Origin of the sequence: Paenarthrobacter sp. NyZ202 (assembly GCF_049860755.1) — a bacterium.
In the GTDB taxonomy this organism is placed as follows: domain Bacteria; phylum Actinomycetota; class Actinomycetes; order Actinomycetales; family Micrococcaceae; genus Arthrobacter.
Map to the genome: position 1 here is coordinate 3,903,971 of NZ_CP187556.1, position 21,823 is coordinate 3,925,793.

The 21,823-nt window shown below is 63.7% G+C and carries 20 protein-coding genes; 12 read left to right on the plus strand and 8 right to left on the minus strand.

Features of this window, described 5'->3' with window-relative positions:
• Positions 1 to 13 precede the first annotated feature (13 nt).
• The gene (locus tag ACPFL9_RS18120; protein WP_426004331.1) at positions 14 to 898 is read left to right on the plus strand and encodes a sigma-70 family RNA polymerase sigma factor; all 885 of its coding nucleotides are present in this window, start codon (positions 14 to 16) and stop codon (positions 896 to 898) included.
• Positions 899 to 995: 97 nt separating this feature from the next.
• Here the strand turns inward: ACPFL9_RS18120 and ACPFL9_RS18125 are convergent, their stop codons facing one another.
• The 4 genes from ACPFL9_RS18125 to ACPFL9_RS18140 form a co-directional block, all read right to left on the minus strand.
• Positions 996 to 1,808 carry a hypothetical protein gene (locus tag ACPFL9_RS18125; protein ID WP_426004332.1) on the minus strand — a complete coding sequence of 271 codons (813 nt, stop codon included), beginning with the start codon at positions 1,806 to 1,808 and terminating at the stop codon, positions 996 to 998.
• Positions 1,783 to 3,078: an APC family permease gene (locus ACPFL9_RS18130; protein ID WP_426004333.1), complete on the minus strand. Its 1,296-nt coding sequence runs from the start codon at positions 3,076 to 3,078 to the stop codon at positions 1,783 to 1,785. The genes ACPFL9_RS18125 and ACPFL9_RS18130 overlap by 26 nt, the downstream gene beginning before the upstream one ends.
• Before the next feature lie 173 nt (positions 3,079 to 3,251).
• Positions 3,252 to 3,689, minus strand: coding sequence for a hypothetical protein (locus ACPFL9_RS18135; RefSeq protein ID WP_426004334.1), 438 nt, complete (start codon positions 3,687 to 3,689; stop codon positions 3,252 to 3,254).
• 2 nt (positions 3,690 to 3,691) lie between these two features.
• Positions 3,692 to 5,638, minus strand: coding sequence for a primary-amine oxidase (locus tag ACPFL9_RS18140; protein WP_426004335.1), 1,947 nt, complete (start codon positions 5,636 to 5,638; stop codon positions 3,692 to 3,694).
• A 121-nt stretch (positions 5,639 to 5,759) separates the two neighbouring features.
• Here ACPFL9_RS18140 and ACPFL9_RS18145 point away from each other — a divergent pair, with 121 nt between their 5' ends.
• The 3 genes from ACPFL9_RS18145 (at position 5,760) to ACPFL9_RS18155 (ending at position 7,853) form a co-directional block, all read left to right on the plus strand.
• Positions 5,760 to 6,350, plus strand: coding sequence for a TetR/AcrR family transcriptional regulator (locus tag ACPFL9_RS18145; RefSeq protein ID WP_426004336.1), 591 nt, complete (start codon positions 5,760 to 5,762; stop codon positions 6,348 to 6,350).
• A 112-nt stretch (positions 6,351 to 6,462) separates the two neighbouring features.
• A complete protein-coding gene (locus tag ACPFL9_RS18150) occupies positions 6,463 to 7,149 on the plus strand; it encodes a helix-turn-helix domain-containing protein (RefSeq protein ID WP_426004338.1) in 687 nt (228 codons plus the stop codon).
• A gap of 365 nt (positions 7,150 to 7,514) precedes the next feature.
• Positions 7,515 to 7,853: a hypothetical protein gene (locus ACPFL9_RS18155; RefSeq protein WP_426004339.1), complete on the plus strand. Its 339-nt coding sequence runs from the start codon at positions 7,515 to 7,517 to the stop codon at positions 7,851 to 7,853.
• 3 nt (positions 7,854 to 7,856) lie between these two features.
• On the opposite strand, the gene ACPFL9_RS18160 is transcribed toward ACPFL9_RS18155, so the two are convergent.
• On the minus strand, positions 7,857 to 8,498 hold the full coding sequence (locus tag ACPFL9_RS18160; RefSeq protein WP_426004341.1) for a LysE family translocator: 642 nt from the start codon (positions 8,496 to 8,498) through the stop codon (positions 7,857 to 7,859).
• 178 nt (positions 8,499 to 8,676) lie between these two features.
• Between ACPFL9_RS18160 and ACPFL9_RS18165 the strand changes: the two genes are divergently transcribed.
• Together ACPFL9_RS18165 and ACPFL9_RS18170 are read left to right on the plus strand one after the other, a co-directional pair.
• Positions 8,677 to 10,089: an aldehyde dehydrogenase family protein gene (locus ACPFL9_RS18165; RefSeq protein ID WP_426004342.1), complete on the plus strand. Its 1,413-nt coding sequence runs from the start codon at positions 8,677 to 8,679 to the stop codon at positions 10,087 to 10,089.
• 144 nt (positions 10,090 to 10,233) lie between these two features.
• Positions 10,234 to 11,181: a prephenate dehydratase gene (locus tag ACPFL9_RS18170; protein ID WP_426007608.1), complete on the plus strand. Its 948-nt coding sequence runs from the start codon at positions 10,234 to 10,236 to the stop codon at positions 11,179 to 11,181.
• 23 nt (positions 11,182 to 11,204) lie between these two features.
• Here ACPFL9_RS18170 and trxB read toward each other — a convergent pair whose 3' ends face one another.
• Together trxB and ACPFL9_RS18180 are read right to left on the minus strand one after the other, a co-directional pair.
• Positions 11,205 to 12,182, minus strand: coding sequence for a thioredoxin-disulfide reductase (gene trxB / locus ACPFL9_RS18175; protein ID WP_426004343.1), 978 nt, complete (start codon positions 12,180 to 12,182; stop codon positions 11,205 to 11,207).
• A 64-nt stretch (positions 12,183 to 12,246) separates the two neighbouring features.
• Positions 12,247 to 14,412 (minus strand): MMPL family transporter, encoded by a 2,166-nt coding sequence (locus ACPFL9_RS18180; protein ID WP_426004344.1) that lies wholly within the window; start codon positions 14,410 to 14,412, stop codon positions 12,247 to 12,249.
• 157 nt (positions 14,413 to 14,569) lie between these two features.
• On the opposite strand from ACPFL9_RS18180, the gene ACPFL9_RS18185 reads away from it, so the two are divergent.
• From ACPFL9_RS18185 to ACPFL9_RS18195, 3 genes are all read left to right on the plus strand, one after another.
• Positions 14,570 to 15,106 (plus strand): MarR family winged helix-turn-helix transcriptional regulator, encoded by a 537-nt coding sequence (locus tag ACPFL9_RS18185; RefSeq protein WP_426004346.1) that lies wholly within the window; start codon positions 14,570 to 14,572, stop codon positions 15,104 to 15,106.
• Positions 15,107 to 15,175: 69 nt separating this feature from the next.
• Complete coding sequence (locus ACPFL9_RS18190; protein WP_426004347.1) at positions 15,176 to 15,991, plus strand: methyltransferase domain-containing protein; 816 nt, start codon at positions 15,176 to 15,178, stop codon at positions 15,989 to 15,991.
• Between the two features lie 68 nt (positions 15,992 to 16,059).
• Positions 16,060 to 17,043: an aldo/keto reductase gene (locus tag ACPFL9_RS18195; protein ID WP_426004349.1), complete on the plus strand. Its 984-nt coding sequence runs from the start codon at positions 16,060 to 16,062 to the stop codon at positions 17,041 to 17,043.
• A gap of 51 nt (positions 17,044 to 17,094) precedes the next feature.
• On the opposite strand, the gene ACPFL9_RS18200 is transcribed toward ACPFL9_RS18195, so the two are convergent.
• Positions 17,095 to 18,168: a DNA polymerase IV gene (locus tag ACPFL9_RS18200; RefSeq protein ID WP_426004350.1), complete on the minus strand. Its 1,074-nt coding sequence runs from the start codon at positions 18,166 to 18,168 to the stop codon at positions 17,095 to 17,097.
• A gap of 232 nt (positions 18,169 to 18,400) precedes the next feature.
• On the opposite strand from ACPFL9_RS18200, the gene ACPFL9_RS18205 reads away from it, so the two are divergent.
• From ACPFL9_RS18205 to ACPFL9_RS18215, 3 genes are all read left to right on the plus strand, one after another.
• A complete protein-coding gene (locus ACPFL9_RS18205) occupies positions 18,401 to 18,544 on the plus strand; it encodes a hypothetical protein (protein ID WP_426004352.1) in 144 nt (47 codons plus the stop codon).
• Between the two features lie 589 nt (positions 18,545 to 19,133).
• Positions 19,134 to 20,957 (plus strand): hypothetical protein, encoded by a 1,824-nt coding sequence (locus tag ACPFL9_RS18210; protein ID WP_426004354.1) that lies wholly within the window; start codon positions 19,134 to 19,136, stop codon positions 20,955 to 20,957.
• Positions 20,958 to 21,193: 236 nt separating this feature from the next.
• Positions 21,194 to 21,820 (plus strand): LysE family transporter, encoded by a 627-nt coding sequence (locus ACPFL9_RS18215; RefSeq protein WP_426004355.1) that lies wholly within the window; start codon positions 21,194 to 21,196, stop codon positions 21,818 to 21,820.
• Positions 21,821 to 21,823 lie beyond the last annotated feature (3 nt).

The window sequence follows — 21,823 nt, forward strand, 5'->3', positions numbered from 1 at the left end:
TAACGTGGGCAGCATGACGCTTGCAGTCTCGGCCACGGCGGCGTGGCAAAGCGAACGGAACCGCCTCCTGGGCATCGCTTACCGGATGCTGGGCGATTTCGGGCATGCCGAAGATGTGGTGTCGGAAGTCGCGATGGACGCTGTCCGGCAGGAACGGCGTTCCAGCGTTGACTCCTGGCCGGCCTGGCTGACCACGGTGTGCGTTCGGCGCTCCGTGGACCGGGTGCGGCAACTTGCTGCCATCCGGGAGGACTACACCGGGCCCTGGCTGCCCGAACCGGTTGACACGGCGGCGCTTCCGGAGGAAGCACTGGCCAACCGTGAGCTGTTGTCCTTGACCTTGCTACACCTTGCCGAGCAATTAGCGCCCGAGGCGCGGGCGGCCCTGGTGCTGCACCGCGCTTTCGGGATGTCCGCCCCGGAAATCGGGGAGATCCTCCAGAAGACCCCAGCCGCGGTGCGCCAGATGATTTCGCGCTCCGAACGCCGCCTGGACATCGACCCCGACGCGCCTGCCCCCAGGACCAAGGACCGCGCCGCCTTGGAGAAGTTGGTGCTTGCCATTGAGAACGGCGAGATCGAAACGGTCGTGGCCATGCTGGACCGGGATGCTGTGCTGTGGGCAGACGGCGGAGGCAAGGTCAAGAGTGCCATGAACCCGCTGTTTGGTGCAGCAAGGATCGCACGGTTCTTCGTCGGAATCCTAGGCAAGGCAGCCGCCGTCGACCCCTTGCGGCCGGTTTCCGCGGACGTCATCGACATCAACGGCGAACCGGCGCTGGTGCTCAGGCACCAGGGGCGTGCCGACGTTTTAGTGCTCGACGACGGCCCTGACGGCAGCATCTGCGGGTTGCGGCAGGTCTCGAATCCGGACAAGCTGACCCGGGTTTCGCTCTAGCTCTGCCGCGAAACCGCGGGAAAGCTGCGCATTCGTGAGGAAACTTCCGCACGAACCGGCAGGCTTCCCGCGAACCCGGCGCGCGAATCCCCGGAGATCAGTCCCCCGCAGACCCACTGACCCGCAGCGCATTGATGATCGCGGGAATGGACCCGATCAGCATGATTAGAGCCCACACCAGCGCCACCACCACGGTCACCAACGCCCAAAACTGGTCCCCTATGGACACCAGTGGACCAGGCAGGAACCCCTGAATCAGCCCGAGGATCACCTGCAAAAGCACTGAGATCACCAGCAGCACCACCAAGCCCGTGACCTTCAGGAACTTCGGCTGGCTCAACACCAACAGCACGGCGAACACGATTTTCAGCAGCAGCAACAGCCCCAGGATCGCCGCAGCCTGCCCTTTCGGAAAGCTCCCCCAGAGAGCCAGATACGCAATGGTCCCGAACGGCGTGGCCACGAACAGTCCGATCATCAGGAAGAGTTTGGCCAACGCGAGCATCGCCGTCAGGAACGCCGCGATCACCCACAACAGGGTCACGATCAGCGTCGCAATCCCTTGCACCCGCCCGTACGTCCGCAGGTCCATCATGAGGCTGAGACCCAGCATCACCACCGTGAACAGCAACAATCCATCCAGGAACGCCAGAAAGCCGATGCCCGCACCCGGAGGATCGGCATCGGCTTTCTGCGTCTTGAGGAATACGTCAAGCGGAACGCCCAGTTTGTTGGCATCTCCGGCGGACACAGGCTCGACGGCGGTCTGGCCCAGGAGCAGCGACATGCCCACCTCGGCCAGGACTACCAGGGCGAAGACGGCGACGGCCGCTACGAAGAAGGGACGACGCAGGGCATCGGGATCCGGCCCGCTGCGGAACCCTTCACGAATTGACCACGCTGCGGCCATGCGTCAATTGTGGCACCGGGGGTTTCAAATACAAGCGCCCAGCGAGCAACGCCGCCACCCCCAGCCCGGCCGGGACCAGGAGTGCCCACCCGCTGAACACCAGCACCACAAGCATCACCACGGCAGCAACGATTACCCCGTACCAAGCTGCGGTTCCCCGGCGCAGGAGGACCACACCGGCGGCCAATCCAAACGCCGTCACCGCGGTGAAACAGGCCGAGGCAGCGCCGATCTGGAATTCCATGCTCAACAACCCGGCGGCGGCGAGCGCAAAGGAGATAGATGCCATGACAGCGAGCGCGCCGAGGCTCGCCGTGGGGACCTCACCCGGCCCAGCGCCACGCGCCAATGCCCGCGGCAGCACGCCGTCGGACGCCAGGCGGGCGCCCAGTTTGCTGGCGCCGGCAACAAAAGTGTTGAGCGGCCCGAACGTCAGCACCGCGGCGGCCACAGCAGTTACAGGGGCAGCGGCAGGCCCCAGTCCTTTGGCGAGCAGTTCCGCAACAGGGACGCTGCTGCCTCCCAGACCCGAACCAAGGACAGCGACGCACGCCGCCACCAGGCCGATGTAGATTACGCCCACGACGACGAGGGTCAGCCAGGTTGCCCGTTTCAGGTCGCGCTCCGGGTTGCGGAATTCGCCCGCCAAATGCGTCACTGCTTCCCACCCCGCGAAGCAGAAAAACAGCAGGCTTGCCGCACCACCCACGGCCCAATAGCCGTGCGGGGCGAAGGGCACGAAGTTCTCCGCCTTGACATAGGGCGCCGCAACCCCGACGGCCAAGGCAAGGAGCGCCACCAGCAAGGCCATCAACCCAAGTTGCAACTTGCTTGAGACCCGGATGCCCACGGCGTTGCTCAGGAAACCGGCCGCGAGGATGACGCCGGCGGCAATCAAGGCCGTCTCCCTCCCGCCGCCCACGGCATGCGCGATGTAGTCGCCTCCGATCACCGCCGTGGCAGGCGCGCCGAACGGGATGGCGAAGTAGAAGAGGTAGCCGGCCACCACGGAGGCGCGCCGCCCGAAAGCGCGGGTCACGAACGTCGCGATCCCGCCGGCGTCGGGCTGCTGCCTGGACATTTCGGCGAAGCTGAACGCTACCGGCGTGCAGAAAACCAGCAAAAGCGCCCACGCCAGCAACGACGCCGGACCTGCCACCTGGGCGGCGATAGCGGGAAGGACCAGCACACCCGAGCCGAGGATGGCACCTACATAGATTCCGGTTGCCCGGAACAGGCCGAGGCCCGAACTACTGACAGCTTTATTCACCCAACCACTGAACACTCTTCGGGGTGTGTCCAACAAGCGGGGAAACTGCCTGCCAGGAGCAATATCCTGCCGAACTTCCGGGTGGGCGTACCTCCACGACCTTCTTTCGACCGCCCGGGCTGTTTCTGCAACCAATTTCGGGTGTCTTCATGCCCTTCCGGCGGCAAAGTGGGTCAATACCGCACAGCTGCCCGACGCCGTAGCCGGGCTACCAGCGTCGCGGCGAGCAACGCCGTCGTGATTTCCAGTCCGATCACCAGCAAGAGTTGCGCCGCCCCGTTCGTATCGATAGCGCCCGACGACGGCCTGCCGCCATGTGCGTGGCCGGCACCGCCAGCGCCGAGCAGCAGCACAGCGTGCAGGGCAACCATGGCCAGGGCAGAGCCGATGACCTGGCGGAGCGCTCCGACGCGGCTGTGGCGCCAGATGTGAATGGTGCACGGAACGCACACGGCTGCCAGGGCGATCATGAGGACGCCGACCCACGCCTCATGGTGCCCGGAGGCCGCGAGCCAGAGGTGCACGGCGCAGGAGATAGCCGTTAGTGCCGCACAGATCCGGGGGTGAAGGACGGGCCCGCCCGCGCGGACCCGCCCTGCAAAGATGGTCATGGCTAGTGGCAGTGCCCGGCGTCAGAACCGGCTTCCGAGGCGGCGGCGTGGCAGCTCGATCCGGAGGTGTTCGCCGGCACGTCGAGCACCGGGCTGCGATCGAAGAAGCCCTCGGGGCGCAGCTTGAAGCCGACGGTGTCCACGGGCATGATCGGCCAGTCCTCAACCCGCGGGAAGTGGGTCAGGCCGAAGGTGTGCCAGAGAACGATGTCCTGCCCGTCGATGTCGCGATCCTGGGCAACATAGGCCGGCAGGCCGGCCCCGCCGGAGTGCTGGTTCACGAAGTCGCCTGTGGGGTAGCGTTCCTCGTCGGCGTAGCGGGTGACCCAGAGGTCCTTGGTGGCGAAGGCTGCGCGGCGGGCAATGGAGGAACCCGGATCTGCCAGAAGCGTGGGCTGGTTCTCGGCGTGGAGCTTGTAGCCGACGGGTTCGCCCAGGCGGTTCTTCGATTCAGGGTTGGAGATGATCCAGGTCCTTCCGGCCCGGGCATCGGCTTCGCGGACGCCCTCGGACTCCTTGGCCAGGAGAACCCGCTTGCGGGAGAACGCGTTGCCGCGCTCGTTCCCCTCGCCCATGGCCTGGCGGACGACGTCTTCTTCTTCAACCCTGTTGGTGAAACCGTCGATGGCCATGTCCAGGCGGGCGCTGAAGAGGTGCTGGTGGAACGGCGCTCCCAAGCCCGGTGCGAGCTGGGAGATGTTGTCCGAGCCGCCCTCCGGGAAGGCAGACGTGAACACGATTCCGGTGGCCTTTGCTTCGAACTCGATGGTGCCGTCCAGGTAGAGGTACCAGTAGAAGCCGTAGTCGTAGTTGCCGATGGTGGTGAAGAAGGAGATCACCAGGCGGCGGTTGCGACGGGTGTAGTTGATGCCAGTCCACAGGTCCGAGTGCTTGGAGAGGATGCCCCAGTCTTCCTCGTGCATGCAGATGCCGTTGCGGATCTCGCGGGGGTTGCCGAAGGCGTCGCTGATCACGGGGCTTAGGTAGGTGATGTCCCCCAGGCAGTCGCAGCCCAGTTCCAGGGAATTGGCGTACTGGCCCACGAGGTATTCGCCGGTGTCGAAGTAGTTCTGCCAGGACCGGATGGGCGAAGGATCACCGTAAGGGACAACCATTTCGGCGATCGAGGCGCGGTTGATGATTTGCCGTTTGCGGTCCCCGTCCTGGAAGGCAAGGTTGTGGAGGACAACTCCTTCGCGGACATCGAAACCGACGTCCACGCTCCACTTTTCCCACTCCACGTGGTTGCCACCCGTGACCGTGAAGCTGGGGCCCTCCGGCTGGGTGATGCTGATGGGCTTCTGCGTCTCGCGGAGCGGCCCGGTCAGTTCGGGGTCGGTGTAGTTTCCGTGCTCAGCGGGGATCGGCATAACGCCAAGGTCGATCACCTGGGTGACCTCCTTGTTGACCACGTCCACGTAGGCAACCAGGCCGTCGACGGGGTGTGCCCAGGCACTGTCCTCGGGGAAGTCCTGGACGAATGCCAGCCCGCGGAGGATGCGCCGGCCACGCTCCTCTTCGTATTCGAAGACACCGGCGGACAGCGGAGCCACGCGGACCTTTTCCACGTCCAGGTCGCGGGCTGCGAGCGCGGCGAGCCAACGCTCATCGGTGGCCAGGAGCGTCTCGACAACCTCGAACTCCTCTTCAAGGACCGGAAGTTCGCCGGAGACTTTGGTATCAAGCTCGACGGCGGACAGGATCTCTCCGCGGGTGGCGGAAACGAGAACATCCGTGGGAGCGCCGCCGGAGATGTCGTGGATGAAGACGCGGAACCGGCGGTCCACCTCCGGGGAAGCATCGCGCGAGGGATCCACGAGCCCCAGATAGGCGATCCGGTGACCGTCGCCCAGGTGCCCGGCAGCCTGCAGGATGCCCCGCACCGTGGTGATCTCTTCACCGGTGGCCAGGCCGTATTGGGTGGAAGTTTCAGTTGCTGTGGGCGTCATGGCTGCCTCTGGTCCGGGACTCTGGAAGGTCGGGATTTATTTTCTATAGTTGTAGAGAATAACCAAAACGTAAGATGGGTCACAAGACCTTTCCGCTAAAAATTTCCCGGGAGCCCCCTCAGTGCCAAAGATTGTTGACCACGATCAACGACGCCTTGAACTCGTTGATGCCACCTGGCGGATCATCGCCAGACTGGGCATTGAAGGCGCCACCATGCGGGAAATCGCCGAAGAGGCAGGCTTCGCCAACGGGGCCTTGAAGCCCTACTTCCCTACCAAGGACCTGCTGCTTACGTCCGCATTCGGACACGTGTTCAACCGGACCAACCAGCGGATCGCTTTGGTCACCGAAGGGCTGTCAGGACTGCCCGCACTCCGGGCCTTCTGTGCCGAGGTGCTCCCCTTGGACGAGGAGCGGGTGAATGAAGCCCGGATCGTCATACCCTTCTGGCAGAAGGCACTCAACGACCCGGACATGGCGGCCCTGCACAGCGACTCGATGAACCAGTGGCACGCCACCATCACAGCCCACACGGCCGCAGCCCGGGAAGCAGGTGAGATCGCCACCCCCATCGCGGATGCCGCCGTCGCCGATCACTTGCTCAACATGATGCTGGGCGCCCAAATTGTGGCAGCGCTGTCGCCAGCCGAGCATTTCTCGATCGACCTCGCGGGGCAGTTGGACAACTACCTGGCGCTACTGGCTGCCTAGGCAGCTGCGGCTCCCTTCGATTACACATTCATAGCGGAATCGCCACGAATGTGTAATAAACCAAAAAGGTTGAGGCATTACATATTCGTGGCGACACCGCTAGGATTATGAAATGGCGCTGAGTATCCCCGAGTTGGCGAATCGCCTCCATGTCAACGAGAGCCGGGCACGGCATCTCGTCCACTCCGGTCGCATACGCGGACAGCGGATCGGTGGACGCTGGATCGTTGAGGAAGCCGACGCCGCCCAATATCGCCCCGGCAAGCCTGCCGGCCGTCCGCTTTCCGAACGAAGCGCCTGGCAGCTTATGTCATCCTTCTGGGACGACAGTCCGCGGCAATCCCGCCCTGGGTACTTGGAACCGTCGCCCGTCGAGAGACATCGCCTCAAGGCACGCATCAGCCGCTTGGAGGACTCCCCCGGCTCGCTGGAGCTTCTTGCAGCCTGGCTGGCCAACCGCGCCGAAAGGTTCGAGTTCTCTTCCAGCCCTGCAGATATAGCGGAACTTCGCCAAGACAAACGCCTCCATCTCTCCGGAGTCTCTCACCCACGGTCCGGACTACTGGCCAACTCAGAAGTGGAGGCTTACGTGCGACGCGACGAACTCAAGGACGTCGTCAGGGACTGGTTCCTGGTTGAGCCCCAGCCCGGAAAGAGGCCCAATGTCGTCCTGCGGGCCGCCGAGCAGGTCCCAAACGACCTTCCACCACTGGTCGTCGCAGCAGACTTGGCCGAAAGGCCCGGCGTCCGGGAACAGCAAGCCGCTCGCGAAATCGTCAGGAGCGTCCGTGCCGATTGAACTTCCCGCGATGCTCTCCGAACAGCAGGAAGCATGGCAGGCGGTCTTCGAAATCCATAGAGCGATGCCGCAGGGTTGGGTTCTGGTCGGAGGCCAAGCCGTCTTCCTGCACGCCGTTGAACGTGGAGCTCCGAGCGTGCGGGCAACGAAGGACGCGGATATGGCCCTCGATATCCGGGCGTTCCCCACGATGCTCCACGACTTCACCGAACTCCTCGTGCGGCTCGGATTCGAGTCAGCAGGGGAATCGCTGGAGGGCTATCAACATAGATGGACACGCGGAGAAGCCGTGATAGACGTCATGATCCCGCGCCATCTGGGAGAACGCGCCGAGAAGCGACGCGGCGTTACGGGTGGAACCACAATTGCTGCACCAGCAAGCGCTCGACCGTTCGGAGACCGTTGCCGTTCAAGCCGGGTCAGCCTCCGGCCGCGTAATCCGACCCACGATACTTGGCAGCCTCATCGGCAAAGCAGGAGCGCTGACCATCATCAACGATCCCTTGGGTAGACGACACATCGACGACTTCCTCACCTTGGCCTCTGTCGTCCGGGCTTCGGACCTTCGCGGTGTCACTTACAAGCCTGCCGAACGGGACCATTTGGCAAACATGCTTGGTCGCCTGGCCAAGGAACCATCGCTGATGGACCAAGTGCCGGAGGGTGCCGAGGGCGTGGAACGTCTGCGTATCTCGCTGAACTAGCGGCTAGCTCGTCGCTCCCGACGCCACCACGCCGACACCGAGCCCAGCGATAATTCCGCTGGATGTACGTTCGACGACGGTGCTCACCTTGGGCTTCTTGAGCCACCGCATCGCTTTGAACGCCACCACGGCGATCATCGAAAGGTACGCGAAGGCGATGACGGCCACCACGACACCCAGGACCAGGGACGTGCCCATGGTGTCGCCGCCGTGAGGGATGAACTGCGGGACCACGGCAAGGTAGAAGAGGCCCACCTTGGGGTTGAGCAGCGTGGAGAGCGCGCCGGCACCCAGCGCAGAAAGCCTGCTGTAGGGCAGTGCCGCTTCCGCGGCTGACCCGTCAGCGCCCGCCTTCGCAGCGCGGCGTGATTTGATGAACGACGAGATGCCCAGGTACAGCAGGTACAAGCCACCGGCAATTTTGATCCACCGGAAGAGCTCGGCGGATTGCTCCAGGATCGCGGCGAGGCCTACGCCCACCAGCGCCGCCCAGACAATCGCTGCACCCGCCGAACCCGCCGCGGCAGCAATTCCAGCTGAAGGCCTGTTCAACGCAATGCGCAGCACCAGGAACGTGTCGGGGCCGGGAGTCACGGACAGGACAAGGCAAAGACCGGCGAAAGCAGCCAGGGAAGCGAGAGTCACACAGTCGATTGTGGAGCATACCGACAGGTAGCGAAAGCCACGTGAGCCTAAAGCGTTCGCTTCCCGTCAAGGGCCGTTCGTGCATAGACAAGGTACCGGGACGTGACGCCAACCACACTGGAGACATTGCAACGCGCCCTTACCGGCCGCCACGACTTACTACCTGAGCGGAGTACCAATGGAGACTTACGACGCCCTGCTGGCCTCGATCACCGCAGCACCAGGCCAGAACAGCCGCACCATCTTCGATCCGGCCACGGGCGAAACCGTTGGCGAGGCACCGGTCCACACCGTCGAGGACCTCGAAGCCGCCATCGCTGCTGCCGCTGCAGCGCAACCGGCGTGGGCTGCGCTGGGCCACGACGCCAGGTCCGCCGCGCTCCTGAAAGCAGCCGACGCCGTCGAACGCTCCGCCGAGGAACTCGCCCAGCTTCTTTCCCGCGAGCAGGGCAAGCCGCTGAACGGCCCGAACGCCCGCTTCGAAGTCGGCGCCTGCGCCGCCTGGCTCCGCGCCACCGCCGGCACCCCGCTGGAACCCGAAGTCGTGGTGGACGACGGCGAAACCCGCGCCGAGCTGCACTACCGGCCCATCGGCGTCGTCGGCGCGATCGGCCCGTGGAACTGGCCCATGATGATCACCGTCTGGCAGATCGCCCCCGCCCTGCGCATGGGCAACTCCGTGGTGGTCAAGCCCTCCGAATACACGCCGCTCTCCGTGCTGGCCCTGATCTCGATCATCAACCAGGAACTGCCCGAGGGCCTGGTATCCGTAGTCTCCGGCGGACGCGACGTCGGCGCCCGGCTGGCAGAACACGAGGCGATCGGCAAGGTCATGTTCACCGGCTCCACCGCCACGGGCAAGGCGATCATCCGTTCCTCCGCGGACACGGTCAAGCGCCTCACCTTGGAACTCGGCGGCAACGACGCCGGCATCGTCCTGCCCGATTCCGACCCGAAGGCCATCGCCGAGGGCCTGTTCTGGGGCGCGTTCATCAACACCGGCCAGACGTGCGCCGCCCTGAAGCGCCTGTACGTCCACGAATCCCAGTACGAGGCCGTCTGCACCGAACTGGCCGCTGTGGCGGCGGCAATGCCCATGGGTAACGGACTCGATGAGAACAACGTCCTGGGGCCGCTGCAGAACCGCCAGCAGTACGACATCGTCGCCCGCCTGGTGGACGCGGCCCGCGACTCCGGCGCCCGCATCCTGCTCGGCGGCAACCCCGATGCCGACCAGCCCGGCAACTTCTACCCCACCACCCTCGTGGCCGACATCGACAACGACAACCCGCTCGTCGCCGAAGAACAGTTCGGCCCGGCCCTTCCGATCATCAAGTACAGCACCGTTGATGAGGCCGTCGCCAAAGCGAACGCCCTCGACGTCGGACTCGGCGCCTCGGTCTGGTCCTCCGACCCGGCCGCCGCCCGCGAAGTCGCCGCCCGCATCCAGGCCGGAACGGTCTGGATCAACAAGCACGGCGCCGTGGACCCCCGCGTCCCCTTCGGTGGCGCGAAGCAGTCCGGCTACGGCCTGGAGTTCGGCGCCGAAGGCCTCAAGCACCTCGGCGTCCCGCAGATCATCAACGGCTAAGCTCCGCGTGCGGGCCCAACTGGGTCGCATTTGTGCGCGTTTTCACGGCTCTAAACGCGCACAACTGCGACCCAGTTGGGTCGCGCTGGCCATACGGTGGACGCTTTTGCGCGGCCATATGCCTGTCGTGAAACCATGAGCAGCATGTCCCAAAAGATCGCGTACCAAGGCGAGCCCGGAGCCAACTCGGACCTCGCATGCAAGGAAATGTTCCCGGAGCTCGAAAGCGTGCCCTGCGCCAGCTTCGAGGACGCCTTTGAACTCGTCTCCACCGGGGCTGTTGACCTTGCGATGATCCCCATCGAGAACTCCATCGCAGGCCGTGTGGCGGACATCCACGTCCTGCTCCCGCAGTCGAACCTGCAGATCGTTGGCGAATACTTCCTGCCGATCCGCTTTGACCTGCTGGGCATTCCGGGCAGCACCATCGAGGGTGCCACGGAAGTCCACAGCCACATCCACGCCCTTGGCCAGTGCCGGCGCATCATCCGCGACGCCGGATTGAAGCCCGTCATCGCCGGGGACACTGCCGGCTCGGCCCGCGAGGTCCGGGACTGGAACGATCCCCGGAAACTCTCCCTGGCTCCCCCGTTGGCAGCGGGACTGTACGGACTCGAGGTGCTGGCGTCCGGCGTCGAAGACGATCCCACCAACACCACGCGCTTCGTGGTCCTGGCGCGGGAACGGACACTCCCAACCAAAGAAGAGTTACCCGGCCCGGCCATCACCACGTTCGTGTTCCGGGTCCGCAACGTACCCTCGGCCCTTTACAAGGCCCTGGGCGGTTTCGCGACGAACGGCCTGAACATGACCCGTTTGGAAAGCTACATGGTGGGCAACGAGTTTGCCGCCACCATGTTCATTTCCGACGTCGAAGGCCACCCCGAAGACGCACGCCTCCGCAGGGCTTTGGAGGAACTGGAGTTCTTCACCACCGAGGTACGCGTCCTCGGCGTGTACGCGGCCGACGGCTACCGGGAACATGCCGAGGAACTCAAAAACGACCTCGAACAGGCCCAAAGGGACATCGATGAAGGCAACACGGTCAACGGCGATGACCTCCGGCGAGAGTTCGGCCTTCCCCCGCTCTGAACACGCGGTCCAACTCGTCCACCTTAGAAGTGCGTCGGCTCCTCTACCAACGCCGTTGCGATACTGTCAGCGTCTTCCAAAGCTGCAAGGTAGCGCTCGGCATCCAAGGCGGCAGCACACCCGGTGCCTGCGGCTGTGATGGCCTGGCGGTAACGGTGGTCCACGGCATCCCCGCAGGCGAAGACGCCGGACAGGTTGGTACACGTGGTGGGTGAGTCCACCTTGATGTAGCCCTCCGCGTCGAGGTCCACTTGCCCGGCCACCAACTCCGTCCGCGGCAGGTGTCCAATGGCCACAAAAATGCCCGTGGCTGCCTGCTCGCGGGTTTCACCAGTGCGGGTGTCAGTGAGCGTCACACCGGTGACTTTAGTGTCGCCATGGATGGCAGTCACGGCGGAGTTCCACGCAAAGCTGATCTTGGGGTTGTCCTTGGCGCGCTGGGCCATGATGCGTGAGGCGCGCAGTTCGCCCTTGCGGACGACGACGGTCACGGACTTTCCGAATCGCGTCAGGAAGGTCGCTTCCTCCATGGCGGAGTCACCGCCACCCACCACGATGATGTCCTGCTCGCGGAAGAAGAAACCGTCGCACGTGGCGCACCAGGAGACTCCATGGCCGCTGAGCTTCTTCTCCTCCGGCAACCCGAGCTCCTTGTACGCCGAGCCGGTCGCGAGGATAACGGCCGTAGCCTGGTGGGTGTCCCCCGCCCCGGTGACCACGGACTTAACGTGACCCGCCAACGAAACTGACGTGACGTCGTCGAACACTATCCGGGCGCTGAATTTTTCCGCTTGCGCCTGCAGTCCATCCATGAGCTCGGGGCCTTGGATGCCCTCTGGAAAGCCAGGGAAGTTCTCCACCTCAGTGGTGTTCATCAGCGCCCCGCCTGCAGTGACCGAACCTGCCAGGACCAGTGGGCTGAGGCCGGCCCGGGCGGCGTAAATCGCGGCCGTATACCCGGCCGGACCGGACCCGATGATGATCAGTTGTTCCTGGCTCACAGCATCTCCCTTGGCTCGGCGGGTACCCATCAAGTGCAACAAGTACCCGCCGGGCAATCAAGGGCTAAGGCACAACTGATGCCTCCCGCTCCTGCACCTGACCCTTCTGCCTGCGGCGTGCCAGCTTGCCGGGCCACCAGATCTTGTCTCCGATGTCGTAGGCCAGCGCGGGCACCAGGAGTGACCGGACCAGGACGGTATCAAGCAACACCCCGAACGCCACAATGAACGCCAGCTGCACCAGGAACATGATGGGAATGACACCCAGGGCCGCAAACGTAGCGGCAAGGACAATACCGGCCGAGGTGATCACGCCACCGGTCACGCCCAGCCCCCGCAGGATTCCCGGACGTGTTCCGTGCTTGATTGATTCTTCGCGGACGCGGCTCATGAGGAAGATGTTGTAGTCCACGCCCAACGCCACCAGGAACACGAACCCGAACAGCGGAACAGTCGCGTCGGCTCCTGAAAAGGCAAAGATCCCGTTGAACACCCACGCCGAGACTCCCATCGCGGCCCCATAGGACAGCACCACGGACAGGATCAGCAGGACCGGCGCCACCACGGAGCGGAGCAAAAGCATCAGGATGAACAGAATGACTACCAGCACAATCGGGATGATGACCACCAGGTCCCGCTGCGCAGTGGTGTTGGTATCCAGGGCTGTTGCGGTCACCCCACCAACCAGGGCTTCAGCGTCCACGTCCTTCACGGCTGTCCGCAGTGATTTCACCGCTTCTTCAGCTTCGATCGAGTCCGCCGCGGAGTTCAACGTCGCGTTGATGAGCACCTTGCCGTCACGCACCGCGGGATCAGCCGGAGCCCCGGGGGCACCCGTGATGGGGACGTTGCCTTCGGCCAGCAGGTACGCATCGCCCACTCCGTCGGCTGCTTTCACGGTATCCAGCACCTTTTCTGCAGCGTCCTCTGAGGCGACCACGACGGCGGGGCTGCCGCTGCCGGCGTCGAAATGGCGCGCCAGCGCGGCCTGGCCGTCAACGGCGTCCGACTGGGACAGGATGACATCGGTCTGCGGGACGCCGTTTGCCTTGAGTTGAAGGATGCCCGTGGACGCCACGAGCAGGAGCAGCACGGAGGCCACCCACACTGTCCGCGGCCGACGGGAAACCAGCCGTCCGGTGGCGCGCCACAAGCCCTTTTGCCCCTCAAGGCCGGTGACCAACTCAGGTTCGCGTTCGCCGTCGGGCACCAGCTTGGGGCGGAAGGGCCAGAAAGCTGCGCGGCCCAGCAGACCCATGAAGGCCGGCAGCAGGGTGAGCGCTGCGAACAGTGAGCAGACGATACCGGCCGCAGCCACGGGGCCGAGCGCTTTGTTGGAGTTCAGGTCGGAGAAGAGCAGGCAGAGCAACGCGATGATGACTGTCGCACCGGAGGCGAGGATCGGCTCGAATGATGCTTTCCACGCGGTGAGGACGGCCTCGGTGCGGTTGGCAGTGTGTGTCAGCGCCTCACGGAACCTTGCCACGTAGAGCAAGGCGTAGTCGGTAGCGGCACCGATGACCAGGATGGAGAGGATGCCCTGGCTTTGGCCGTTCAACTGGATCCAGCCGAGCTTTGCCATGCCGAAGACCAGGAGGATCGCGGCGCAGAGAGCGAACACAGACGTCAGGAGCACGGCAATCGGCAGCACGAGCGAGCGGTACACCAACAACAGGATGATGAACACGGCACCGAGCGCCACAAGCAGCAGGATGCCGTCGATCCCGCCAAAAGCGTTGACGAGGTCTGCGGTGAGTCCCGCCGGTCCCGTCACGTAGGCGCGCATGCCGTCCGGTGCGCCGGGTTGGACGGTATCCCGCAGTTCCTTGACGACGTCGCGCAGTTCGTCCGATTCGGCGATCGGGACAATGTACTGGACCGCTTTGGCGTCTTCCGAGGGAATGGGTCCGACGACGGCGCTACCCAGCTTGAGTGCCTCAATGTCCGCTTTGATCTGGCCTGCTTCGCCCAATTGGGCGGGCGTGAAGGCGGCATCTCCCTCGATCACCACGACGGCCGGGATCTCTTCGGAGTCGCGGAACTTGGCCTGCCAGTCACCGGCTTCCGTCGCTTCAGCACCGGCAGGCAGGAAGGAGGCCTGGTCGTTGGATGAGACCTCCTCCAGCCTGCCGAACGTGGGGCCGCCGATGCCGGCGATTCCGAACCAGACGATGATCAGCACCACGGGCACCAGCCATCTGAGCCAGAACGGTACCTTCTGGGATTTCATGGGTCCTTCTTCCAGGGTTTTGGGGCGGAGCGATTGTTTCCACCATAGATTATCTCTATCATGGAACTATTCCAAGAGTTTCCCAATGCCGGGTTCCCCCGCCGCTGGGAGTAATATCCGGAAGGCAGCATTCACGGAGACAGTGCGGGAGGGTGAGATGGCTTCAACGGCGGACGCACCCGGCGTGCCTGGCGGACCTCCGGCCGGCGTGCCTGGCGGACCTCCGGCCGACGCTCCGCAGGACCTGATCCGCTTGCTCCAGGACTTCACCCTGGAAGCGAACCACTATGTTGACGCCGCGGGCGGCAAGAACGATATGCACCGGACGGACCTCAACGCCCTCGCCGTCATCATGCGGCATACAGCAGCAGGGCGGGTGGTCACGCCCGGAGTCCTGCGCAGCGAACTCCGCCTGAGCTCCCCGGCCACCACAGCACTCGTGGACCGGCTGCACGCGTCGGGACATGTCACCAGGGAACGTCTGGGGACAGACCGCCGGCAGGTCCAGCTCCACATGACACCCAAGGCCTACAGCGACGGCAGCGCCATGTTCATGCCGCTCGCCCTGCGCATGGGTCAAGCGATGAGCTCCTACAGCGACACTGAGCTTGAGGTCGTGCGCCGATTCATGTCGGACATGGTGGACGCCACTGTTGCTGCCCGCCAGGAAGCCTCCCAACCCAAACCCAACTAGGTCGCATTTGTGCGCGTTTTGAGCACTCAAAACGCGCACAAATGCGACCCAGTTGGGTAGCGTTTCCCTATGAACGCGGAGCAACCTGAAGATGTCTACACCCACGGGCACCACGAGTCGGTTGTCCGGGCCCACGCCTCACGGACAGCCGAGAATTCGGCGGCGTTCGTCCTCCCCCATCTCACCCCCGGGACGTCAGTGCTCGACGTCGGCTGCGGACCGGGCAGCATCACGTGCGACTTCGCGGGGCTGGTTGCGCCCGGCCACGTCGTAGGGCTGGACCGCGCCCCTGACATCATCGCCCAGGCCACCGAACTGGCCAAGGACAGGGGCGTGGAGAACGTGGAGTTCCGCACCGGCAACATCTACGACCTTGAGTTCGACGACGAGACCTTCGACCTCGTCCACGCCCACCAGGTCCTTCAGCACCTCACGGACCCGGTGGCAGCTCTGCGCGAGATGCGCCGGGTCGCCAAGCCCGGGGCGATTGTGGCAGTCCGGGATGCCGACTTCCATGGCATGAGCTGGTACCCGGAGGTTCCGGAGCTGGACGACTGGATGCAGCTGTACCAAAAGATCGCCCGGCGCAACGGGGCAGAGCCCGATGCGGGCCGCCGCCTGGTGTCATGGGCGCAAAAGGCAGGTTTTGCACAGGTAGCACCGAGCAGCAGCAACTGGCTGTACGCCACGGCACAGCAGCGGGCCTGGCAGTCGCGGGTCTGGAGCGAACGCGTCCTGCACTCTGCCTTTGCGGAGCAAGCCCTCGAGTACGGCTTCGCCAAGGAGGCCGACCTTGCCCGGATCGCTGCCGGCTGGCATCGCTGGGGCGCCACGGAGGACGGATACTTCCTCATTCCCAACGGCGAAGTCATTGCCCGCGCATAAGCGCTGTCCCGTCTTTTAATCCGGACGTCCTTGGTGATAGCGCTCACAAGCGGCATATAGTCGAACCCATGGAACAGCGCTTACTTGGCAGGACCGGCCGCTTGGTGTCGGTCGTAGGATTGGGCACCTGGCAGCTTGGCGCCGACTGGGGCGCCGTGAGTGAAGCCGACGCGTCAGCCGTCCTGGAAGCCTCGGTGGAAGCCGGCGTCAACTTCTTCGACACCGCCGACGTTTATGGTGATGGCCGCAGCGAGCAGATCATCGGGCGCTTCCTGAGGAAACACCCGGAACTGGACGTCACGGTGGCCACCAAGATGGGGCGCCGCGTAGACCAACTCCCGGAGCACTACACGCTCAAAAATTTCCGCGAGTGGACCGACCGTTCACGGCGGAACCTCCAGCAGGACACCCTGGACCTGGTACAGCTCCACTGCCCGCCTACCTCGGTCTACAGCACTACCGAGGTCTACGACGCCCTGGACACCCTCGTCGGCGAAGGGGCCATCCGGAACTACGGCGTCAGCGTCGAACGGACCGATGAAGCCCTCGAGGCCATCAAGCGCGGCAACACGGCAACCGTCCAGATCATCCTCAACGCCTTCCGCCTCAAGCCGCTCGATGAAGTACTGCCCGCAGCCAGGGAAGCCGGGGTAGGCATCATCGCCCGGGTTCCCTTGGCGTCTGGCTTGCTGTCCGGCAAATACACCACCGAGACGACCTTCGCCGAGAATGACCACAGGAATTACAACCGTTCCGGCACCGCCTTCGACGTCGGGGAGACCTTCTCCGGCGTCGACTTCGCCACAGGCGTCAAGGCCGCGCAGGAGTTCAGCGGGCTGGTTCCCGACGGCGTCACCACCCCGCAAGCGGCCCTCGCCTGGGTCATCGCCCAAGACGGCGTCACCTCGGTCATTCCAGGTGCCCGATCTGCTGCGCAGGCACGGGCGAATGCCGAAGCTGGCGGTTTGGAGGATGTTGGAACCGGGCTGGCTGCCGGCGTCCGGGACATTTACGACCGTTACTTCCGCGAGGCGATCCACCCGCGCTGGTAGGCGGCGCCAAGCACCTGAGGCGGGAGGCCGGCGTCGTGCTGTCCGGTCGCTTTACCAGCCGCTGCGGGTTGGCGTGTGGCCCTTGCGTGCGTCGTCGGGCATGGCCATTTCGGCGCGGAGTCCCAACAGGCGGATCGGGCGGTCGGGCTCCATTTTTGAGGTAAGGTCCAGGGCTTGGGCCAGGACTTCGCTGCGGTCGAAGGTCTCCGGGATCTTCCGGGCGTAGGTCTTGGTGAAGAACGGTTTGTAGCGGACCTTCAGCGTCAGCCCAACAACGGGGCGGCCCTCGGCGGTGACGTCCTCAAGGACCCGGGCGGTGAGTTCCTTGATGGCGTCCTCGATTTGCTCGGCCTCCGTGAGGTCCTGCTGGAAGGTGGTCTCGCGGCCGTGGGCCCGGGCTACCCAGGGCGTATCGTCTACTTCCGTGGCTCCTTCGCCGCGACCGAGCTGGGCGTACCAAGGACCCATCTTGGGGCCGAACTCCTGGACCAGGCTGTTTGGGTCAATGGCTGCGAGTTCATTGACTGTGGTGATGCCGTGGGCCGCGAGTCTTTTGGAGATCTTGGGACCAACACCCCAAAGGTCCTTCGTGGGCCGTGCACCCATGACGTCGAGCCAGTTCTCCTGGGTGAGCCGGAAGATGCCCGCTGGCTTGCCGAAGTCGGTCGCGTTCTTGGCACGAACCAGGTTGTCGCCGATGCCCACGCTGCAGTGCAACCGCGTGTTTTCCAGCACGGCAGCCTGGATCTGCTTGGCGTAGGCCTCGGGGTCATCCGTTGTGACGCCAACAAAGGCCTCGTCCCAGCCAAGGACCTGCACCGTGGCTCCGGGCTGTTCCCTGAGGGTGGTCATCACAACCTCCGAGGCCGCGAGGTACGCCTCCTGGTCGACGGGGAGGATGATGGCCTCGGGCACTTTCCGTGCGGCAATGCGGAGGGGCATCCCTGAGCCAACGCCGAAGGCCCTCGCCTCATAGGACGCCGTGGACACTACCGCCCGTTCCGTGGGATCGCCTCGGCCGCCCACAATGAGGGGCTTCCCAGCGAGTTCAGGCCGCCGCAAGATCTCGACGGCAGCGATGAACTGGTCGAGATCTACGTGCAGGACCCACGGGATTCCGCTCACGGGACCAGTCTGCCCGGTCTTGGGCGGCGCTGTCTGTACCTTCGCCACCGACTTTGGGCTCCCCGTCGTCGAAAATCCATCTGATTTTGGGCGAGTTCGACGGCGGGCGGCGGCAAAGTGGGTGGTGGCGGTACGGGGCATGAGCGAGTACGGCCACGCCACGCCGGTTCGGCTGTACACACAGGTTATTTGCGGACTTCGAAGAATCCTTTTAGGTCAATAGCGTCGAGGCATGATCATTCAAGCTGGCTTCGACTTTGAAATACTCGCGTGTCCGTACATCCTTCACGGCCGAACCGTACTTCCGCGGATTGTGCTCATTGGGCTGGACGCCGACATGTGCTTGGATATCGTCACCGTCATCACGGATGACTAAGCAGGATGCCTAACGCCGTACTTTAAAGAAATTCTTGATGCGTTACGGCACCAAGACACCAAGTATTTCGCAATCGCGCACTCCGGGCGCTGGTCGGAGAATTGTGATGGCTCTGAGCCAGTCCTAGCCGAAGCAGCGATACTCAAAGCACTGGCTGAAGCCGAGCTTGACTTGCAGATGATCTGTCATTTCGGCATAGACGAAATTGGCTACACGTGCTCTGGTCCTCATTCGTACTTCGACACCTACTACAACCTCCTGCCGGAAACCCAGGTCCATTGGAGCCACTCACCGCTGGGCAAATGCTGTTGAGATAGCCAGCGAGTGGTTTAGGTGCCGAATGGCAGGTCATAATCCGTCACGTGAAATCTTGAGAAAGTCAATGACATTAGAGTTACTCTGCCCGCGCTCCTGCAGGCAATAGCTGACCGCCATGGGGGCGGAGAATTATGGGGAATAACGCGTGTCGTTGACCAAATCTACCGGGCCAATGAGAATGCTCGGGTTACTACTGGCTGTCTGTCTATCTTTCGCGTTTTCGCCGCTGACTGCTGCGACTGCCGCGTCTGACGTCTCGGCCCCGGTGCTTGTGAGCTCCACTGTCACGCCCAAGACCTTCAACCTCAGCACCGGACCTGCAACGGTCAAGGTCACCGTCCGCATAACCGACACGACCGGAACCACGGCACCAACCCTGTCCCTCGGCCACACAACAACCAGCCAAAGCCACGGTTTCGGGACCGCAACACTCATCTCAGGCACCACCAAAGACGGAACCTGGGAACGAACCATGACCATCCCCCAAGGCTCAGCCCTCGGACAATGGAACGTCACACTCTTCCCACTCCGAGACAGCCTCGGAAACTCCGGATCATTCCAAACCCTCAGCACAATCACCCTCAGCGGAACACCAACCGACACATCCGCCCCGGTGCTTGTGAGCTCCACTGTCACGCCCAAGACCTTCAACCTCAGCACCGGACCTGCAACGGTCAAGGTCACCCTCCGCATAACCGACACGATCGGAACCACGGCACCAACCCTGTCCCTCGGCCACACAACAACCAGCCAAAGCCACGGTTTCGGGACCGCAACACTCATCTCAGGTACCACCAAAGACGGAACCTGGGAACGAACCATGACCATCCCCCAAGGCTCAGCCCTCGGACAATGGAACGTCACACTCTTCCCACTCCGAGACAGCCTCGGAAACTCCGGATCATTCCAAACCCTCAGCACAATCACCCTCAGCGGAACACCAACCGACACATCCGCCCCGGTGCTTGTGAGCTCCACTGTCACGCCCAAGACCTTCAACCTCAGCACCGGACCTGCAACGGTCAAGGTCACCCTCCGCATAACCGACACGACCGGAACCACGGCACCAACCCTGTCCCTCGGCCACACAACAACCAGCCAAAGCCACGGTTTCGGGACCGCAACACTCATCTCAGGCACCACCAAAGACGGAACCTGGGAACGAACCATGACCATCCCCCAAGGCTCAGCCCTCGGACAATGGAACGTCACACTCTTCCCACTCCGAGACAGCCTCGGAAACTCCGGATCATTCCAAACCCTCAGCACAATTAGCGTGAATAGCGCACTGACCAGCCGTACACCGACCATAACCGGCACGCCGAAGGCTGGCTACGTCCTGACAGCCAACCCGGGCACCTGGGGACCAGCACCCGTAACGCTCACCTACCAGTGGTACCGGACCGGCATCGCAATCCCAGGCGCCACAGCCCCAACCTACAAACTCACCGGCACAGACACCGGAAAAACCCTCACCGTCAAAGTCACCGGCACCAAGACCGGATACGTCACGGCAAGCACTACATCGGCCCCAACCACAACAATCGCTGCCGGTGTCCTCACGTCAGCAGCCCCGACCATAACCGGCACGCCGAAGGCGGGCTACGTCCTGACAGCCAACCCGGGCACCTGGGGACCAGCACCCGTAACGCTCACCTACCAGTGGTACCGGACCGGCATCGCAATCCCAGGCGCCACAGCCCCAACCTACAAACTCACCGGCACAGACACCGGAAAAACCCTCACCGTCAAAGTCACCGGCACCAAGACCGGATACGTCACGGCAAGCACTACATCGGCCCCAACCACAACAATCGCTGCCGGTGTCCTCACGTCAGCAGCCCCGACCATAACCGGCACGCCGAAGGCGGGCTACGTCCTGACAGCCAACCCGGGCACCTGGGGACCAGCACCCGTAACGCTCACCTACCAGTGGTACCGGACCGGCATCGCAATCCCGGGCGCCACAGCCCCAACCTACAAACTCACCGGCACAGACACCGGAAAAACCCTCACCGTCAAAGTCACCGGCACCAAGACCGGATACGTCACGGCAACTGTTGCATCAGCTTCGACTTCAGCGGTCGTCCCGTAGGGTCGCTCAAACTACATTTGTTGTTGGTATGGCTGGGCTGTGCCTTCGCCACCTTTTGAGCTGCCCGGGCGCCGAAATCAAGCTGTTTTGGGCGAGTTCGACGGCGGGCGGCGGCAAAGTGGGTGGTGGAGGCACGGGGCGTGTGCCGAGAACGCCGGCGCCGCCGAAGCGCCGGAGCCACCCGGCGCCCCGTGCCACTCTGTCCCGGCTACCCTCTTCACCGGCATTAAGCTGAGATGGTGCAATTTTCCCTTTGGCTGGCCTTGGTTGGTGCCGGCACCCTGATCAGTTTCACGCCCGGCGCCGGGGCCATCTTCACCATGAGCAACTCGCTCAATTCGGGCTTCCGCCGCTCCATTTGGGGAATTCTCGGCCAACAGGTTGCACTGGTGATCCACATCGTGATCGTCGCCCTGGGCGTTGGCGTGCTGGTTTCCAATTCGCCGCTGATCTTCAACATCATTCGCTACGCCGGCGCGGCCTACCTCGTGTACCTGGGCATCCGGCAGTTCCTGCACAAGCCAGACCTGGACAAAGAAGAGGTGGAGGACAAGAAGAACGAGCCCGCCCTGTCGATGTTCCAGCGCGGCATCTGGGTCAACCTGCTGAACCCCAAGGCGATCGTGTTCTTCCTGGCGTTCATGCCGCAGTTCATCAAGCCGGACCAGCCCCTTGTTCCGCAGTACCTGGTGCTGACGGCGACCGTTCTGGCGATCGACATCCTGGTCATGTGGCTCTTCTTCGCCCTCGCGGCACGGTCCTTCCAGCGTTTCACCCACAACGCCCACGGCCAGAAGATCCTGAACCGCATCTTCGGGTGCCTGTTCGTCCTGGTGGGCATCCTGCTGGCGGTCATCCACTAACGC